Source organism: Streptomyces sp. NPDC092296 (assembly GCF_044755465.1).
GTDB lineage: Bacteria > Actinomycetota > Actinomycetes > Streptomycetales > Streptomycetaceae > Peterkaempfera.
This window is the reverse complement of sequence record NZ_JBIVRB010000005.1, coordinates 284998-300951: the sequence shown is the minus strand read 5'-3', so window position 1 is coordinate 300951 and position 15954 is coordinate 284998. Positions and strand designations below refer to the sequence as shown.

General features: G+C 73.1%; 15 protein-coding genes. 7 read left to right on the top strand and 8 right to left on the bottom strand.

Going from position 1 to position 15954, the window contains the following annotated elements; genetic code table 11:
* The first annotated feature begins 125 nt into the window (after positions 1–125).
* Positions 126–1013 carry a helix-turn-helix domain-containing protein gene (locus ACIQGZ_RS16295; RefSeq protein ID WP_402602339.1) on the top strand — a complete coding sequence of 296 codons (888 nt, stop codon included), beginning with the start codon at positions 126–128 and terminating at the stop codon, positions 1011–1013.
* Between the two features lie 48 nt (positions 1014–1061).
* Here ACIQGZ_RS16295 and ACIQGZ_RS16290 read toward each other — a convergent pair whose 3' ends face one another.
* Together ACIQGZ_RS16290 and ACIQGZ_RS16285 are read right to left on the bottom strand one after the other, a co-directional pair.
* A complete protein-coding gene (locus ACIQGZ_RS16290) occupies positions 1062–4709 on the bottom strand; it encodes a LamG-like jellyroll fold domain-containing protein (protein ID WP_402602337.1) in 3648 nt (1215 codons plus the stop codon).
* Positions 4710–4789: 80 nt separating this feature from the next.
* Positions 4790–6763 carry an alkaline phosphatase family protein gene (locus ACIQGZ_RS16285; protein ID WP_402602335.1) on the bottom strand — a complete coding sequence of 658 codons (1974 nt, stop codon included), beginning with the start codon at positions 6761–6763 and terminating at the stop codon, positions 4790–4792.
* Between the two features lie 496 nt (positions 6764–7259).
* On the opposite strand from ACIQGZ_RS16285, the gene ACIQGZ_RS16280 reads away from it, so the two are divergent.
* A complete protein-coding gene (locus tag ACIQGZ_RS16280) occupies positions 7260–8042 on the top strand; it encodes a site-2 protease family protein (protein WP_402602334.1) in 783 nt (260 codons plus the stop codon).
* A 64-nt stretch (positions 8043–8106) separates the two neighbouring features.
* Here the strand turns inward: ACIQGZ_RS16280 and ACIQGZ_RS16275 are convergent, their stop codons facing one another.
* The 3 genes from ACIQGZ_RS16275 to npdG all read right to left on the bottom strand — a co-directional run bounded on the left by ACIQGZ_RS16275 (position 8107) and on the right by npdG (position 9857).
* A complete protein-coding gene (locus ACIQGZ_RS16275) occupies positions 8107–8673 on the bottom strand; it encodes a class I SAM-dependent methyltransferase (protein ID WP_402602333.1) in 567 nt (188 codons plus the stop codon).
* 191 nt (positions 8674–8864) lie between these two features.
* Positions 8865–9095, bottom strand: coding sequence for a hypothetical protein (locus ACIQGZ_RS16270; protein ID WP_402602332.1), 231 nt, complete (start codon positions 9093–9095; stop codon positions 8865–8867).
* Positions 9096–9170: 75 nt separating this feature from the next.
* A complete protein-coding gene (npdG, locus tag ACIQGZ_RS16265; protein ID WP_402602330.1) occupies positions 9171–9857 on the bottom strand; it encodes an NADPH-dependent F420 reductase in 687 nt (228 codons plus the stop codon).
* Between the two features lie 48 nt (positions 9858–9905).
* Between npdG and ACIQGZ_RS16260 the strand changes: the two genes are divergently transcribed.
* Together ACIQGZ_RS16260 and ACIQGZ_RS16255 are read left to right on the top strand one after the other, a co-directional pair.
* On the top strand, positions 9906–10562 hold the full coding sequence (locus tag ACIQGZ_RS16260) for a hypothetical protein (protein ID WP_402602329.1): 657 nt from the start codon (positions 9906–9908) through the stop codon (positions 10560–10562).
* Between the two features lie 58 nt (positions 10563–10620).
* Positions 10621–11982 carry an MFS transporter gene (locus ACIQGZ_RS16255; protein ID WP_402602327.1) on the top strand — a complete coding sequence of 454 codons (1362 nt, stop codon included), beginning with the start codon at positions 10621–10623 and terminating at the stop codon, positions 11980–11982.
* Between the two features lie 25 nt (positions 11983–12007).
* On the opposite strand, the gene ACIQGZ_RS16250 is transcribed toward ACIQGZ_RS16255, so the two are convergent.
* Entirely contained in the window at positions 12008–12235 is a 228-nt protein-coding gene (locus tag ACIQGZ_RS16250; RefSeq protein WP_402602326.1) for a hypothetical protein, read from the bottom strand.
* A 127-nt stretch (positions 12236–12362) separates the two neighbouring features.
* On the opposite strand from ACIQGZ_RS16250, the gene map reads away from it, so the two are divergent.
* Positions 12363–13211 carry a type I methionyl aminopeptidase gene (gene map / locus ACIQGZ_RS16245; protein WP_402602325.1) on the top strand — a complete coding sequence of 283 codons (849 nt, stop codon included), beginning with the start codon at positions 12363–12365 and terminating at the stop codon, positions 13209–13211.
* A gap of 48 nt (positions 13212–13259) precedes the next feature.
* Here map and ACIQGZ_RS16240 read toward each other — a convergent pair whose 3' ends face one another.
* Complete coding sequence (locus ACIQGZ_RS16240) at positions 13260–13964, bottom strand: bifunctional DNA primase/polymerase (protein ID WP_402602324.1); 705 nt, start codon at positions 13962–13964, stop codon at positions 13260–13262.
* 283 nt (positions 13965–14247) lie between these two features.
* Between ACIQGZ_RS16240 and ACIQGZ_RS16235 the strand changes: the two genes are divergently transcribed.
* On the top strand, positions 14248–14484 hold the full coding sequence (locus ACIQGZ_RS16235; protein ID WP_402602323.1) for a hypothetical protein: 237 nt from the start codon (positions 14248–14250) through the stop codon (positions 14482–14484).
* A 56-nt stretch (positions 14485–14540) separates the two neighbouring features.
* On the top strand, positions 14541–14729 hold the full coding sequence (locus tag ACIQGZ_RS16230) for a hypothetical protein (protein ID WP_402602321.1): 189 nt from the start codon (positions 14541–14543) through the stop codon (positions 14727–14729).
* Positions 14730–14885: 156 nt separating this feature from the next.
* On the opposite strand, the gene ACIQGZ_RS16225 is transcribed toward ACIQGZ_RS16230, so the two are convergent.
* Positions 14886–15812, bottom strand: a complete 927-nt coding sequence (locus ACIQGZ_RS16225; RefSeq protein ID WP_402602320.1) for an RNA polymerase sigma factor SigF — start codon at positions 15810–15812, stop codon at positions 14886–14888.
* Positions 15813–15954 lie beyond the last annotated feature (142 nt).

Below are 15954 nucleotides of genomic sequence, written 5' to 3'. Positions count from 1 at the left end.
GTGGACTCTGGCGAAGCCGTACTCCAGCCAACACCGACCAGCACGCCCCCAGGGCCGTGAGACAGACCCTGACAAGGTCCCCCACGCCCGCGTACGGCACGGCGGCCGGTCGTAGGGTCGAGACCATGGACCGACGCACCGAGATCCGCGACTTCCTCACCACGCGCCGCGCCCGCGTCACCCCCGAGCAGGCCGGCCTCAGGCCCTCCCCGCTCGAAGGAACACGACGCGTCCCCGGGCTGCGCCGCGAGGAAGTCGCCCTCCTCGCCGGCGTCAGCGTCCCGTACTACACCCGCCTGGAGCGCGGCGACGCGCGCGGCGCCACCGACGCCGTCCTGGACGCCATCGCTCGCGCCCTGCGACTCGACGACGCCGAACGCGCCCACCTCTTCGACCTCGTGCGCGCCGCCGACGCCACCGCCCGTACCCCGCGCCACCCCGCCCGCCGCGCCCTGCGCCCGGAGCTGTGGAACATGCTGGAGGCGATGAGCGGCGTCCCGGCCTACATCCGCAACGGCCGCTTGGACCTGCTCGCGGGCAACGCCCTCGCCCATGCCTTGTTCGCGCCGGTCTTCGACAGTCCCGCCCGGCCGGTCAACTCCGCCCGCTTCACCTTCCTCGACCCGGCCGCTGCCGAGTTCTACCCCGACTGGGACGCCGTCGCCGACCAGAACGTCGCCACCCTGCGCGCCGAGGTCGGCCGCAACCCCTACGACAAGGCCCTGTCGGACCTGATCGGTGAACTCTCCACCCGTGGCGAAACCTTCCGCCAACGCTGGGCCCGACACGAGGTCCGCCGCCACCGGGCAGGGGCCAAACGCCTCAACCACCCGCTGGCCGGGGAGCTGACGATCAATTACGAGACCATGGGACTCGCTGCCGACGAGGGTCTGTCCCTCATCGTGTGTGGCGTCGCCCCCGGCAGTCGCGACGCCGACGCCCTCGACCTGCTCGCCGGCTGGAGCGCCACCGCTGACGTACCGCTCGGGCGTGCGGCTGATCCCGGCCCCTGACGGGGGCCGGGATCAGCCTGGTCGGTCATCCGCTCGACGGGTGGATCGTCAGCCGGTCACTGCCCACGGCCCGTACGGGTCGCCCGGCACCTGGTTGCGGGTGTACCACTTGGCCTGGTAGGTCGTGCCCTGGTAGAGCACGGTGTCACCGGCCTGGAAGATCCTCGACGCGGTCCACACCGCAGTGCCGTCCTCGGTCAGCGCGATCTCCTGCCACGGTCCGTTCGGGTCGCCCGGCTGTTGGTTCTGCGTCCACCACGACGCCCGGTAGAGCCTGCCCCGGTAGCCCACCGTGTCACCGGTGTCGTAGACCGCCGAGGAGGTCCAGCCCGCCGGCAGACCGACCGTCACGGTGACCGTGGCGGTCGCCGGGGTCAGCAGGTCGCTGCCGCCGTAGGAGGCGGTCAGGTCGTGGCTGCCCACCGTCAGACCGGCCGGCAGGGTGAAGCCGGCCCTGCCGTCGGACAGCGTGGCCGTGCCGCGCGGCCGGGGGCCGTCGGCCGTGTCCTCGGTGAGGGTGACGCTGCCGGTGGCGGGCAGGCCCGGGGAGCCCACCGTCACGGTCACCCTCGCGGCCGTGCCGTACGTGGCCGCCGGAGCGGTGGCGGTGACGGTCGGGGTGACACGGGTGTCCGGCGCAGCCACGACGTCGACGGTCGCGGACCGGGTGGCCGTGAAGCCCCACTCGTCGGTCGCGGTCACGGTGACCGGGTAGCCGGCAGGCACCGAGGCGTCGACGTCCGCGAGTCCGACGTGCACGGCACCCGGCACATCGAGGATCGGCTCCAGCTGCGCCAGGACCGCCGGCTCGTCGATGGTGGCACCGACATCGAAGGTCGCGGTGTCCCTGGAGAGGACGAGACCGGGCACCGGGGCGACACGCACGGTCATCGCGACCGGGTTCGACGTGTAGCGTCCGCTGACCGCGGTGACCAGCGCCGTGTACCAGCCGGGGGTGGCGAAGTCGACCCCGGTCAGGTCGGCCGTGAGAGCCGCGCCGGCCGGATCGGCCGTGGCCTTGATGTCACCGAGGAACGCGGCGGCCTCCACGGGACCGTGGCCCACCTGGTAGGCGATGGTGCGGTTGTCGACAGAGACGGTCGGCAGGTCCGGCGCCGGGGCGCTGGAGCCCTCACCGAGGGTGAAGGTCGTGACCGCCGCCGCGTGGTCGCTCGCCCAGGAGTTGTCCGCCACGTCGTCCTCGGACGGCCAGCCGACGGTGAGCGCGTGCGCCTCCTCGACCCGCAGCCCGCCGCCCGCGTACCAGACGTAGTCGATACGGTCCTGCGGCTCGGCCCGCCCGTTGCCGTGGGTCGAGGTGATCGGAGACCAGGTGGTGCCGGGATCGGTTTCGGGGTCGGGGTTGGCGACCCGGTAGGAGTCGGTCAGGCCACCGGCCGCGAAGACCTCGGGCACCGGCCACTCGACGGCGCCCGCGTCGCAGTGCGAACCCGCCGTGGCGGCGGTCCAGTCGGCGCCCGACGGCGACGCCAGGTCACCGAGGAGCAGCACCGGGGCGGAGCCGGACAGGTCGCCGGCCATCTCCTGGGCGATGGCCCGTGCCTGGGCGTACCGGGTGGTGGTCTTCTCGTGGGCGGCCAGGTCCGTGGCGCCGTCGAAGCAGGCGCGGTACGGGCCGTAGTCGGCCTCGTCGAGGTGGGCGTCCCACACCCGCACCGGCGTGCCCGCCACGTCGAGGGTGACGGCGGCGGCCGGTGCGGCGGCGGTCGGGCCGACCCGGTCCGCGTCCGAGATCGGGTACGCCGAGACGATGCCGAGGTCACCGGCGGCGTACACCTGCCAGCCGAGGGCGGCGCCGACCTTCCGGGCCATGGCGGCGCCCCCGTCCTGGAACCCGACCAGGCCGATGCCCTGAGTGGCGATCACCACGACGTTCTTCGCGACGGCGTCGGTCACGTGGCCGCCGTCGTCCCAGGCGTTCCACGACGCGCTCTGGAGCTGCGGCGCCGCCCCGGCTGCGGCCACCGGGACCTGGACCTGGAGCTGGGAGGTCGTCGTGCCGTCGGTGGCCGTGACGGTGATCGCGCCGTCGTCCTGCGGCACCTCGTCGGGGGCGGTGCCGGTGACGACACCGTCGGGGTTCACCTCGAGCCAGCTGTCGCCGGACTCCTTGGCGAAGACGACGGGTGCCTGTCCCTGCCCGACCCAGCCGCTGGTCCACAGTCCGGCGAGCGGCTGCTGGACGGCGCCGGAGACCGGCACGGCGGGAAGGCGGAAGGTGTGGGCCATGAAGCCGGCCGTCCCGAGCGGGCCGAGCTTGACCACCTTGACCTGGTCGAACGAGACGGCCGCCGAGTCGAGGGAGAGACCGAGGACCCCCTGCGGCGTACGCGGGATCGTGACGCCGGCGAGCACGAGCCTGCCGCCGACGTAGAGGTTCGCCAGGGTGTCGTGCACTTCGAGCGCGAGGTCCACATCGGTACCCGTGCCGAGGTCCGAGCCGTACGGCGCGCTCGCGAGCACCGACGAGGACGCCGCGTTCTGCACCAGCGCCCGGACGCCGTCGGCGGCCGTCGTCTCGGCGCGGAGCGCGAAGGCCGGGTAGGGGCGCGCCCCGTACGCCGGAGTGTCCGCGATCAGCGCGAACCACGCGGCGGTCGGCTTCGGCGCGCTGTCGAAACGGGCGGTCGCCTCGAAGAGGTAGTCGTCCAGGTGCGGGCCGAACGTGATCAGCGGCTGGTCGCCCGCGACCGGCGAGGCGCCGACGAGCCGGCCGCCGCCCGCCTTCCACGGCACCGAACCGGTGGCCTGGTTCCAGCAGTCGACCGAGTGGGCGCCGGAGAAGTCCTCGTGCAGGACGACGGTACCGGCGGCGGCGTCGGCCGCGTCCGCAAGCTCCCGCTGGTAGGCGGTGCAGTCGGGCGCTCCGGGCGGCGGTGCGCCGTTCTGCCGCACAAAGGCCGCCACCTGGTCGGCGGCGAGCACCGAATCCCAGACACGGGCCGTGCTGAGGCTGACCGGTGAGGGGGTCTCGATGCCGCCGTTGGCCGCCGAGTCGGCGCCCAGCGTCCAGTTCTGCGCCCCGGACACCGGGGCGGTGAGGGACCCGGCCGCGGCCGTGGTCGAGGCGAGCACGCCGTCGACGTACAGTTTGACGTTCTGGCCGTCCCAGGTCGCGACGGCGTCGTACCACCGGCCGGGCACGATCGGGGCGTGCGCGTACTTGTAGCCGCCGACGTTCACCGAGAAGGCCAGCTGACCGCTGTCGATCTGGAGATCGGCGCCACCGGACTGCGCGTTGGAGCAGATCGCCTTCTGCCCGGACACCGGGATGGCCGCGTCGTTCCAGCGGAACCGGCATTCGACGGAGAAGCCGCCGGCCAGCTTGGACCACTGGCCGGAGAAGGGGTAGGTGAAGGCGTCCGTGGTCCCGTTGAAGGTGGCCACGGCCTTGCCCGCCGTCTGGTCGCGGGTGATCGCCGGTGCGCCCTTGGTGGTGACCGCGAGGTGCTGGGCGTGGTCGGTCGGCGTGCCGTCCGCGAAGTCGACGTCGAGGATGCCCGGGTCGGGGACGCCCGGGTCGGGGACGCCCGCGTCGGGGACCGGGGCCGCCGCAGGCACGGCCTGGAGTGCGGTGGCGGTCGGTGACGCCGCGTCCGCCGTGCCCGCCATCAGCGAGAACGGCGCGAGCAGTGCGGCGAAGGTCGCCAGGAGGGCCACGGAAGATCTTGTCACGGACTTCACGGTTCTGGACTTCACGGTTCCGGGATTCACGGTTCGGGACTTCATGGCTCTGGGCTCCATGTCCTCGCTCCTCACACCGTCGCCACGCGACCGGCGTACCGCTGAGTCCAGCCGGTGCCGGTGTCGGCGGTGATCACGACGTCGTAGTAGCCCAGCCGGGTCGGCCAGTCGACGACCGTCGACGTGCCGCCGGCGACGCTGTAGGTCTGGGTGCCGCCGAGGTAGTCGTTGGCCGTCAGCGTGTAGCGGACCGCACGGGTGCCGTCGTTGCGCAGCGTCAACCGGACCTCGGGGGCCGAGCCGGGGACGAGTTCCGCGTCGACGCGCGGGATCGCGATGTTCTGCTGGCCGGCGGGGACGACCTGTCCGGCGAAGGAGCGTACGAAGCCGTCCGGCCCGTAGACGGAGAAGGCGTACTTGCCGTCGGTCTTCTTCACGTCCCAGGTGTGCTGACGCGGGCCGGCGGCGGAGACCGTGTACGGGGTGTTGGCGAAGGCGAGGTACTTGTCGGGGAAGACCTGGAGGCTCACCGCCTTGCCGGTCGGGCCACCGGCCAGCGTCATGGACGCGGTCACCGTGCCGGAGGCGCGGTTCTCGGAGAGCGTGGCGTGCGGGTGGAAGGACAGGCCGCGCGGCTTCATCCGGTCCGCCGCGAGCGGTGGCGGTGTGCCCTTGACCGGGTCCGCGATGTCCGCGGGGCCGGGCTGCGGGTGGGCGAAGTCGATCGCGCTGGTCAGGTCACCGGCGATGGAGCGGCGCCAGTCGGTGATGTTCGGGTTGGTGAACGGCTTGCCGAGGAAGGCGGCCCAGGTCTCCAGGAACTTCACGGTCGAGGTGTGGTCGAACACCTCCGAGGCGACGTACCCGCCGCGCGTCCACGGCGAGACCAGCAGCATCGGCACCCGGGGCCCGAAGCCGTACGGCGTGCTGCCGGAGAACTCGCCTGCCGTGCCCGGCTCGGGGCGCGGCGGCAGCACATGGTCGAACTTCCCGTCGTTCTCGTCGTAGGTGATGATCACCAGGGTGTGGTTCCAGATGTCGGGGTTGCCCTGGAGCGTCTGGAGGACCTTGTTCATGTAGCGCTCGCCGTGGACGGTGTCGAAGCCCGGGTGCTCGCTCCACGCCGCCGGCATCACGATCCACGAGACCTCGGGAAGCGGGTGCTCCGCGCCCGGCCGGCAGGCCGCTATGAGGTCGCGCAGCACCGCGTCGAGGTTCTCCTCGGAGTCGTCGTCGGGCGTGGTCGCGCCCGAGTAGACGAAGGAGTTGGCCTTCCAGATCCTGCCGGTGCCCGGCGCGAGGTCCTTGGCACGCGCCGACCGTGGATCGAACGCCGCGAAGCTGTTCGTCACATTGCAGCCGTACTCACCGATGAAGCCGCCCTGAAGGCTGCCGGTGACGCCGTTGCCGCTGTTGTCGGAGTAGACCCGCCAGTCGATGCCGGCCTGCTGGAGCTGCTCGGGGACCGTCAGCCAGGTCCGGCTGTAGTTGTTCTGCCCGGCGTTGGAGGTCTCACCGTTCGCCGTACCGGTCATGAGGTAGTACCGGTTCGGGATGGTCGGCCCGTGCAGGGAGCAGAAGTTCATGTCGCAGACGGTGTACTGGGAGGCGAGCGAGTACATCCACGGCATGTGGTCGGGTGTGTAGTAGCCCATGCACTGCGCGCCCTTGTCCTGCGCCCAGGTGTTCCACCGGCCGCCGTTGGCGCCGTAGAAGCTGTGGTTGTCACCCCAGGTGGCGGTCGAGGCGGACGGCGTCACGATCCTGCCGTTGGCGTCACGCTGCTGGAAGACATCGGTGCCGTCCTGGAACTTCAGGACCTGCTTGTCGTTCTGTCCGCGCACGCCCGGCAGTTGGCCGAGATAGTGGTCGAAGGAGCGGTTCTCCTGCATCAGGATCACCACATGCTTCAGATCGGACATATCACCGTTGAAGCCCTTCGGCAGGACGTAATCGGCCGGGCCGGTGCGCGCGCCGGCCACGCTGCTGGTGCCGGCCACGCCGGTGGCGAAGGCGCCGAGGGTGACGACGGCGGTCTGGAGCATCCTGCGTCGTGTGACACGCAGTTCGCCCGTGGGACTCTCGATGGACGGAGGTTCGGCAGACGGGGGTTCGGCGGACGGGGGTTCCGTGGTGAGCGTCATCGGACGACCTCTGGCTCTGGGAGAAGCAACTCGCGGGCGGAACACGTCGTCGCTGACGCCGTCGTCATCCTGCGGACGTCCGGGCCGGGCGACGTCCGAGCAGGCCGACCGCGACGCGACGTGCGAGAAGCTAGCCGGGCAGGGCAAACGGCAGGCCACGGGTGGATGGCCAATACACCCGACGGATGTGCCTTCTGATCCGCCATGCGCACCGACCCGGCCACCGGGCCGGCCGCAGGGCCTGACGTACGGTCAGCCCGCCGCCGCCGAGTGGCTCGCCATCGCGGACATCCGGCCCGGTGCCTGCGGTCGTCCCGGCCGGGGCTCGCCTTGTGCTGGCGGTGGCCGGGCCTGCATGATCGGAGCTTCTGCCGTACAGCTCCCGGAGTCCGCAGTCATGACGTACGCCGACACACAGCGCCCGCGCCGTGACGAGCGCCGGATCAGCCCGGTGTTCTGGGTGCTGCTCGCCGTCCTGGGCACCTCCGCGTGGGCGGTGTGGACCGGTTTCGGGGAGAACGACCGCTTCGGGGTCTTCCTCTTCGTGGTCTCCGGCTGGGTGGTCTCGCTCTGCCTGCACGAGTACGCGCACGCCAGGACCGCGCTGCACGGCGGCGATCTGACGGTCGGCGCCAAGGGCTATCTGACGCTCAATCCGTTCAAGTACGCCAACACGCTGCTGAGCGTGATCCTGCCGGTGATCTTCGTGGTCCTGGGCGGCATCGGCCTGCCCGGCGGTGCGGTCTTCATCGAGCGGCACCGCATCCGCAGCCGCTGGAAGCACAGCGCGATCTCGGCGGCCGGCCCGGCGGTGAACCTGGTGCTGGCGGTGGCGCTGCTGGCGCCGATCGGGGCCGGGTGGCTGGCCACCGCGCCGGCCGGGTTCGTGGTGGCGCTGGCGTTCCTCGGGCTGCTCCAGATCACCGCCACGGTGCTCAACCTGATACCGGTCCCCGGCTTCGACGGCTACGGGATCATCGAGCCGTGGCTGTCGCTGCGGGCCCGGCGGGCGGCGCAGCAGGTGGCGCCGTTCGGGATGCTGGCCGTGTTCGCGCTGCTGTGGCAGACCCCGGCGGGCGACTGGCTGTGGCGGCTGGCGTACCAGGTGATGGAGCTGCTGGACGTGCCGCCCGCGCTGGCCTCGATCGGCTACAGCGCCTTCCGGTTCTGGGAGAACTGAGGCTCCGGGCGAACGGCTGACGGCTCGGCCCCGGGCGGTGGCGGCCGGGCCGGGCCGTCGCCGGTCACTCGTGGCGGGCCAGGAAGCCGAGTTGGCGGCCGGGTTGCCGGTCGGTCTCGGCCTGGGGGAAGCCGGCCTCGCGGAGGCGGGCGGGCAGGGTGGCGGCGTCGAGGACCACCATGGTGTCCCCGAGGTGCAGCAGCCGGAAGCCCAGGCTGAGCCGGCTGTCCACCCCGCGGAAGACCCCGCTCGGGCGCAGCACCCGGTGGGCCTCGGCGAACAGGGCGTCCTGGAGGGCGGGCGAGGGGACGTGGTGCAGCATGGTGAAGCAGACGACGGCGGAGAACCGGCCGTCGGGGAACGGCAGCCGGGTGCCGTCGCCGTGCACCACCTCGACCCGGTCCCCGAACTCCGCGCGCAGCAGGCCCACCGACGCCTCGTCGATCTCCACGGCGGTCAGCCGGGGCACCAGCGGTGCCAGGACGCGGGTGGTCGCCCCGAAGCCGGGGCCGATCTCCAGGACGTCGTCACCGAGGTCGATCCCGGCCAGCATCCCGGGCATCCGTTCCGCCACGCTCGCGGCCCAGGACGCGGAGCTGCACAGCTTGCGGTGCATGAAGTTCATCGGCATGGCACCGACCGTAGGCTCCGGGGCGGCCCGGCGGGGAGAGGCGGTCCGGTCACGGGGTGTCGCCCAGCGGCCAACGGACCGCAGCGGGGCCGTCACAGCGAGCGATCATGGGCGGGGCCCGGCCCTGGCTGCCGTCGCGGGCCCGACGCCCGCTTCGGGCGGGGCGGCCCCGTGGCGGAGGGCGGGGCGGCTCAGCCCTGGGCGGCGGCCCGGTCGACGCGGCGGCGGCGGATGTAGTACCAGGCCATGTTGCTGGTGACGGCGGCCAGCAGCACCCAGACCACACCCAGCCAGTTGCCCTCGACGAAGGAGACCACGGCGGCGGCGACCGCGAGCAGGCAGGCGACGAGGGCGAGGACGGCGTTGCGCGGCATGGCTGCGGACTCCCGGCGGGTGGTGGGGCGGGTACGGTCGGCTCCCATTGTCACCGATGCCGCGCGGCGGACCGCGCCGGGGCCGGGGGTGGTGCGCTCCCCCCGGCCCGGTCGGTGGGCGGGTCACACGTCGGTGATGCGCAGCCCGGCGTGGGCCTTGTAGCGGCGGTTGACCGAGATCAGGTTGGCGACCAGCGACTCCACCTGGTGGGCGTTGCGCAGCCGTCCGGCGTAGATGCCGCGCATGCCGGGGATGCGGTCGGCCAGGGCGCGGACGGTGTCGGTGGCGGCGCGGTCGTCACCGAGCACCATCACATCGGTGTCGATCTGCTCGACCTCGGGGTCCTGGAGCAGCACCGCCGAGAGGTGGTGGAAGGCGGCGGTGACCCGGGAGTCCGGCAGCAGGGCGGCGGCCTGCTGGGCGGCGCTGCCCTCCTCGGGGCGGAGCGCGTACGCGCCCTGCTTGTCGAAGCCGAGCGGGTTGACGCAGTCCACCACGATCTTGCCGGCCAGTTCGGCGCGCAGCGACTCCAGGGTGGGGCCGTGGCCGTCCCACGGCACGGCCACGATGACGAGGTCGCTCTCCCGGGCGGCGGTGGCGTTGTCGGCGCCCCGGACGCCCAGGCCGAGTTCGGCGGCGGCGGCTTCGGCCCGCTCGGCGCTGCGGGAGCCCAGCACGATCCGCTGGCCGGACCGGGCGAGCCGGTAGGCGAGCCCCTTGCCCTGCGGGCCGGTGCCGCCGAGGACGCCCACGGTCAGCTCCGCGACGTCAGGGCCGGGGTCGGGTGTCACTGCTTCGGGTGTAGTCATGCGGCGATCCTGCCAAAGAGTCGGGCCGCTGCGGCAGCATGGGGCCGTATGGACGCGATCCGGGTGTCAGCGTTGCGCGAGGTCCTGACCGGTACGGGCTGGCTGGAGTCGACCAGGGAGTTCGCCTGGGCGCTGCGCTCGGCCGCGGCCCGGGGTCCGGCCGGGCCCGGTCCGGCGGGCGGGCTGCTGCTGGTCGGTACGGAGGGTGAGGAGCCGTGGCACATGGCGGCCCACCTGGACGACGAGGCGGCCTGGTCGGGGCTGCCGCAGCTCTCCCCGACCCTGGTCCGCTGGCGGGTGCCGCCGGGCGCCCCGGCGCATCTGGCGGTGGATCTGCGGCGGCTGGAGCGGGCCGGGCGCGGTGAGACGGTGCTGGTGGTGGCGCCGGGGCCGGCCGGGGCGCCGCTGCTGGAGCGGGTGCAGGACGCCCGCCGTACGGGGGCGACGGTGCTGGCCCTGGAGAGCGGCGACGCGGAGTTGCGGGGCCTGGCGCACCAGGCGCTGACCGTCCCGGCGGCGTGGGAGCCGCCGGGCGGGGCGGCGGGCGATCCGGCGGCGCTCACTCCGGCGCCGTTCGAGGTGGTGCAGCATCTGGTGAGCGCGGCGGCGGGCGAGGAGCTGCCGCGCAGGCGGCGGCGCGGGGCGCTGGAGCGGATGGCGCTGCTGGCGGAGCGGCTGACCGCACCACCGCCGCTACGCTGGTAAGGGTTACCTTAGTAAATCGGTTGCGCGCGGCCGTACCCAGCACGCATGATGCCCCTTTGTGACCCCCGAACAGACCACCGGACCCAGCGCTGAGCTGCCAGGACGCCCCGCTCCCGGCCGACTGCGGGCGCTGGCCCGCAGGGTGCGCCCCGACCTGGGGCCCTGGCGTTCGTCGCGGGACTACCGGCTGCTGTGGAGCGCCGGTCTGGTCAGCGCCTTCGGCAGCTATCTGACGTATGTGGCGGTGCCGCTCCAGATCAAGGAGCTGACCGGGTCCTCGCTGGCGGTCGGCCTGATCGGCGCGGTGGAGCTGGTCCCGATGATCGTCTTCGGGCTGTGGGGCGGCGCGCTGGCGGACGCGCTGGACCGGCGCCTGCTGGTGCTGCTCTCCGAGGCGGGGCTCGGGCTGCTCTCGGTACTGCTGCTGGTCAACGCGCTGCTGCCGACGCCGCTGCTCTGGCCGGTGTATGTGGTCGTCGGCCTGGTCTCCGCGCTGGACGGCCTCCAGCGGCCGTCACTGGACGCGCTGACGCCCCGGATCGTCGCCCACGACCAGCTGCCCGCCGCCGCCGCGCTCAACTCGCTGCGCTACCAGGTCGGCGCCATCGCCGGGCCCGCGCTGGCCGGTGTGATCGCCGCCACGGCGGGCGTCCAGGTCGCCTACGGGCTGGACGTGGCCACCTTCGCGGTCTCGCTGCTGCTGCTGTCCCGGATGCGGGCGGTGCCGCCGACCACCGGCGCCGAGAAGCCGTCGCTGGGCGCCATCGCGGCGGGGCTGCGGTACGCGTGGGGCCGCAAGGAGCTGCTGGGCACCTACGCGGTGGACATCGTGGCGATGCTGTTCGCCTTCCCCAACGCGGTCTTCCCCTTCCTCGCGGACCGGCTGGACGCGTCCTGGGCGCTGGGCCTGATGTACGCGGCGTCCTCGGTCGGCTCGCTGGCGGTCTCCCTGACCAGCGGCTGGGTCTCCCAGGTGCACCGGCACGGCCGGATGGTGATCATCGCGGCCGGGCTGTGGGGCGCGGCGATCACCGGCGCCGGGCTGGTGGGGAACGTCTGGCTGGTGCTGCTCTTCCTGGCGCTGGCCGGGGGCGCCGACATGGTCAGCGGCCTGGGGCGCTCCACCATGTGGAACCAGTCGATCCCGGACGGGCTGCGCGGCCGGCTGGCCGGGGTGGAACTGCTCAGCTACTCGGCCGGGCCGCAGCTCGGCCAGGTGCGGGCCGGCGGCATGGCGGCCGTCTTCGGGGTGCGGGCGTCGGTGTGGTCCGGCGGGCTGATGTGCGTGGTCGGCGTGGCGGCGCTGGTCGCGGCGCTGCCCCGGCTGCTGGCGTACGACGCCCGGACGGACCCGCATGTCGCCGAGGTCCGCGCCGCCCATCGGGCGGCGCGGGACGAGGGCGAGGCGGTGGCGGTCTGACCGCGCGGCGGCTCGGGCGGTGGTGTCACTCCTCGTCCGAGGCGGGGTTCGGGGAGTCGTGCCAGCGCGGGTCCTTGTCCCACTTCTGATTGCGCTCGGCGGCGGTCTGCAGCGCGTGCTCGGCGTCGTCGCGGCTGGCGTACGGACCGAGGCGGTCGCGGGCCGGGCACTCCGGGCCCTCCTCGACCTTGTGGTGCTGTACGCAGTAGAACCACTCGCCGGGCTTCCCCTGCGGCTTGCGTCCGAACGGCATTCCGCGCCTCCTGCTGCTCCGGGGCCGCGCTGCCCGGCCCTCCCGTCCAGATCATGCCCCCTGACGGAGCGGGCACTCCGGGCGGGCACCCCGGGGCGACCGGAGGGCGCCGGATAGACTCGCGGGCATGGCTCACCTGGTTCCCGGCAAGCTCTCCCCCACCCGCAGCGTCCCGGCCCGCATCGCCCGGCCGGAGTACGTGGGCAAGCGCGGCCCGCAGCCGTACACCGGCTCCGAGGTGCAGACCGCGGAGACGATCGAGAAGATGCGGGTGGCCGGTGCCATCGCCGCCCGCGCCATGGAGGCGGCGGCGGCCCACATCGCGCCCGGCGTCACCACCGACGAGCTGGACCGGGTCGCCCACGAGTACATGTGCGACCACGGCGCCTACCCCTCCGACCTGGGCTACCGGGGCTTCCCCAAGTCGATCTGCACCTCGCTCAACGAGGTGATCTGCCACGGCATCCCCGACTCCACGGTGATGCGCGACGGCGACATCGTGAACCTCGACGTCACCGCCTACATCCACGGCGTGCACGGCGACCTCAACGCCACCTACCTGGTCGGTGACGTGGACGAGGAGTCCCGGCTGCTGGTGGAGCGCACCCGGGAGTCGCTCGACCGGGCGATCAAGGCGGTGCGGCCGGGCCGGCAGATCAACGTCATCGGGCGGGTCATCGAGTCGTACGCCAAGCGCTTCGGCTACGGCGTGGTGCGGGACTTCACCGGGCACGGCATCAACACGTCGTTCCACTCCGGGCTGATCGTGCCGCACTACGACAGCCCGCGCGCCACCGAGGTGATCCGGCCCGGGATGACCTTCACCATCGAGCCCATGCTGACGCTCGGCACCTACGACTACGAGATCTGGGACGACGGCTGGACGGTGGTCACCAAGGACCGCAAGCGCACCGCCCAGTTCGAGCACACCCTGCTGGTGACCGACAGCGGCGCGGAGATCCTCACCCTGCCGTAGCGCCGGTGCGGTGGGGCCGGCCGGCGGCGGCGCGGCCCCACCGGCGGGTCAGCCGATGCGCCACTGCTCCTCGGCGACCGCGCCGACCGTCGTACAGGCGTCGGTGAGCATGTCGAGCACCCGCAGCGGGTCCGGCAGCGGGTGCTCCGGGCCGCGTACCCAGCGCACCACCGAGTCGTCGGGCAGCACGGAGGGCGGCAGCAGGACGTACGACCCCCGGCAGTGCCAGCGCAGGCCGGGGTGCTCCTCCAGGGTGTCCGGGTGGCTGTCCAGCTCGCACGGCCACCACTCGTCCTCGTCGATCGGGGTGCCCCGGGTGGCGGCGAAGAACAGGTAGCGCCCGTCACCGGCCGCGACCGGACCGGCCGCGTCCTGGTCGATCAGCCGCTCCAGGGCGATCCGGCCCGCCGCCTCCGGTACGTCCAGCACGTCATGGGTGCGGCCGGTGGCGGTCACGAAGTTGGCCTGCGGGTCGCGGTCCAGCCAGCGGGCGATCTGCTCGGTGTCGGTGGTGGCCTGCGTCTGCCAGGCGAACGAGACCGGGTGCCGGGCCGGGGCCGGACAGCCGACCCGGTCGCAGGAGCAGCGGTAGCCGGACGGGCGGGCGGCGGGCGCGACCGGGAAGCCCGCGCGGACCGCCCCCAGCAGCAGATCCAGGCGGGTCGCGGCCGCCATGTCACGGGCGTCCAAGGAGTCCCCGGCCCGTGCCCGGCCCCGCAACCAGCCCGTCCACCTGCTGCTTCTGGCTTCCATCGAGACCCTTCTCCGCGCATCCCGTCCGACCCGGCACAGGGTCGCCGGCCGGCTGCTGCCAAGGTCCACGGTACGGAGCGGAAGCGGTGCGGGGAGCGGAAACTGTGCCAGGTCACCCTCGTCGGGCTCCGGCACCCCGGCCTGGAGGGGCACGGCGGCCCGGGATACCCCGTGGGCGTACTCAGCAGGATAGGACCCCCGTGGGGCCGCCGTGACCGAGGGGTGCCTGTGAGGACTCTCCGACTGCTGGGCGAAGGCCGTGAAGAGTGCGAAGCTTGCGGGTATGAGGAGTGCGGATACCGAGTTCGTGGGCGGGCCGTTGGACGGCAGGGTGCTGCCGATCCTGCTCAGCCCGTTCAACAACGTGCCCAAGGTCTACCGGGTGCCGGTGCCCGCCCATCTGGACCGGCCCGCCGACACGCTGGTCTACCACCGGGTGAAGCAGCACGACGCGCGGGGGCGGTGGCGCTGGCGGTACGAGTACGCGGCGCCCGGGGCGGAGGCCGCCGCGGAGCAGTAGGGCCGCAGGGCCGACCAGGCCCGGCCCGTCCGGACACGGAACTCGGAGGACACGCCATGGCATCATCCGCTCCGCGCGATCCCCACCCCGGCACCCGGCAGACCCGGGGGCTGCTGCTGGTCACCACCGGCTGCCTGGTCCTGGTCAGCGCGTACAGCGCGGCCTTCGGCGCCGACGCCTGGCTCTGGGTCGCCTGGACGGCGCTGGCCGGGATCACGGCCGCGCTGTTCGCCGTCCGGCGCTGAGCCGGGGCGCCGGTTCGGGCACCGCCCAAGGGGCGCGGGGAACTGCGCGCCCGGTCACCCGCAGAGCCGCACCGGGTGGTACCCGCTGCCGCTGCGACTGCGGCTCACGACCGTGCCGGGTTTCTCGCGTGGTTCTCGGCGCCCCCGGGGCAGCGGCTACGCCGGGGCGGTGCCGGCCATGCCCTCGCGGAGCCGGGCGAGGATGCGGGAGAGCAGCCGGGAGACGTGCATCTGGGAGATGCCCAGCTCCGCGCCGATCTCGGACTGCGTCATCTCCGCGCCGAAGCGGAGTGAGAGGATGCGCCGGTCCCGGTCGGGCAGCGCGGCGATCAGCGGCTTGAGGGCCTCATGGTCGAGGACGCCCTCCAGGCCGGTGTCCTCCTCGCCGAGCCGGTCCGCGATGGACCCCTCGGTCTCGTCGTCGTCGCTCTGGGCGTCCAGCGAGTACGCGGTGTACCCGGCGGAGGCGACCAGGCCCTCGCAGACGTCCCGCTCCGGCATGCCGAGCCTCTCGGCCAGTTCGGCGGAGGTGGGCTCGCGGCCGAGGGTGAAGGCCAGTTCGTCGCTGGCCTTGGCGAGGTCCAGCCGCAGTTCCTGGAGCCGGCGCGGCACATGCACCGCCCAGCTGGTGTCGCGGAAGAACCGCTTGATCTCACCGATCACGGTCGGCAGCGCGAAGGTCGGGAACTCCAGCCCCCGGTCGATGTCGAACCGGTCGATGGCCTTGATCAGCCCTATGGTGCCGACCTGGACGATGTCCTCCATCGGCTCGCTGCGGGTCCGGAACCGGGCCGCCGCGAACCGCACCAGGGCGAGGTTCAACTCCACCAGGGTGTTGCGGACGTACGCGTACTCGTGGGTGCCCTCCTCCAACTGGGCCATCCGCCGGAAGAGCACCTTGGACAGCGCGCGGGCGTCGGCGGTGGCGATGTCGCGTGCCGACGGGATGTCGGGGAGGTCGGGGAGGTCGGGGAGGTCGGGCAGTACGACGGGCGCGGCGGCGTCCGCCACCGGGTAGAGCGGGGCGGCCTTCGGTTCGGCGGGGGCGTGGGCCTCGGCTGCTGGTGCGAAGTCAACCCTCATCACTGCTGTCCCTCCCTCGGTATGTCCTGCGCGTCGGGGGTCGCGCGGGCCAGTGGCGCCCGCCTACCCAGGGCTCAACACACCATGCGCGGCAGACGAGTGAAATTTCTCAGCCCTCCGAGAAGCAGATCCCGGGGCGCCA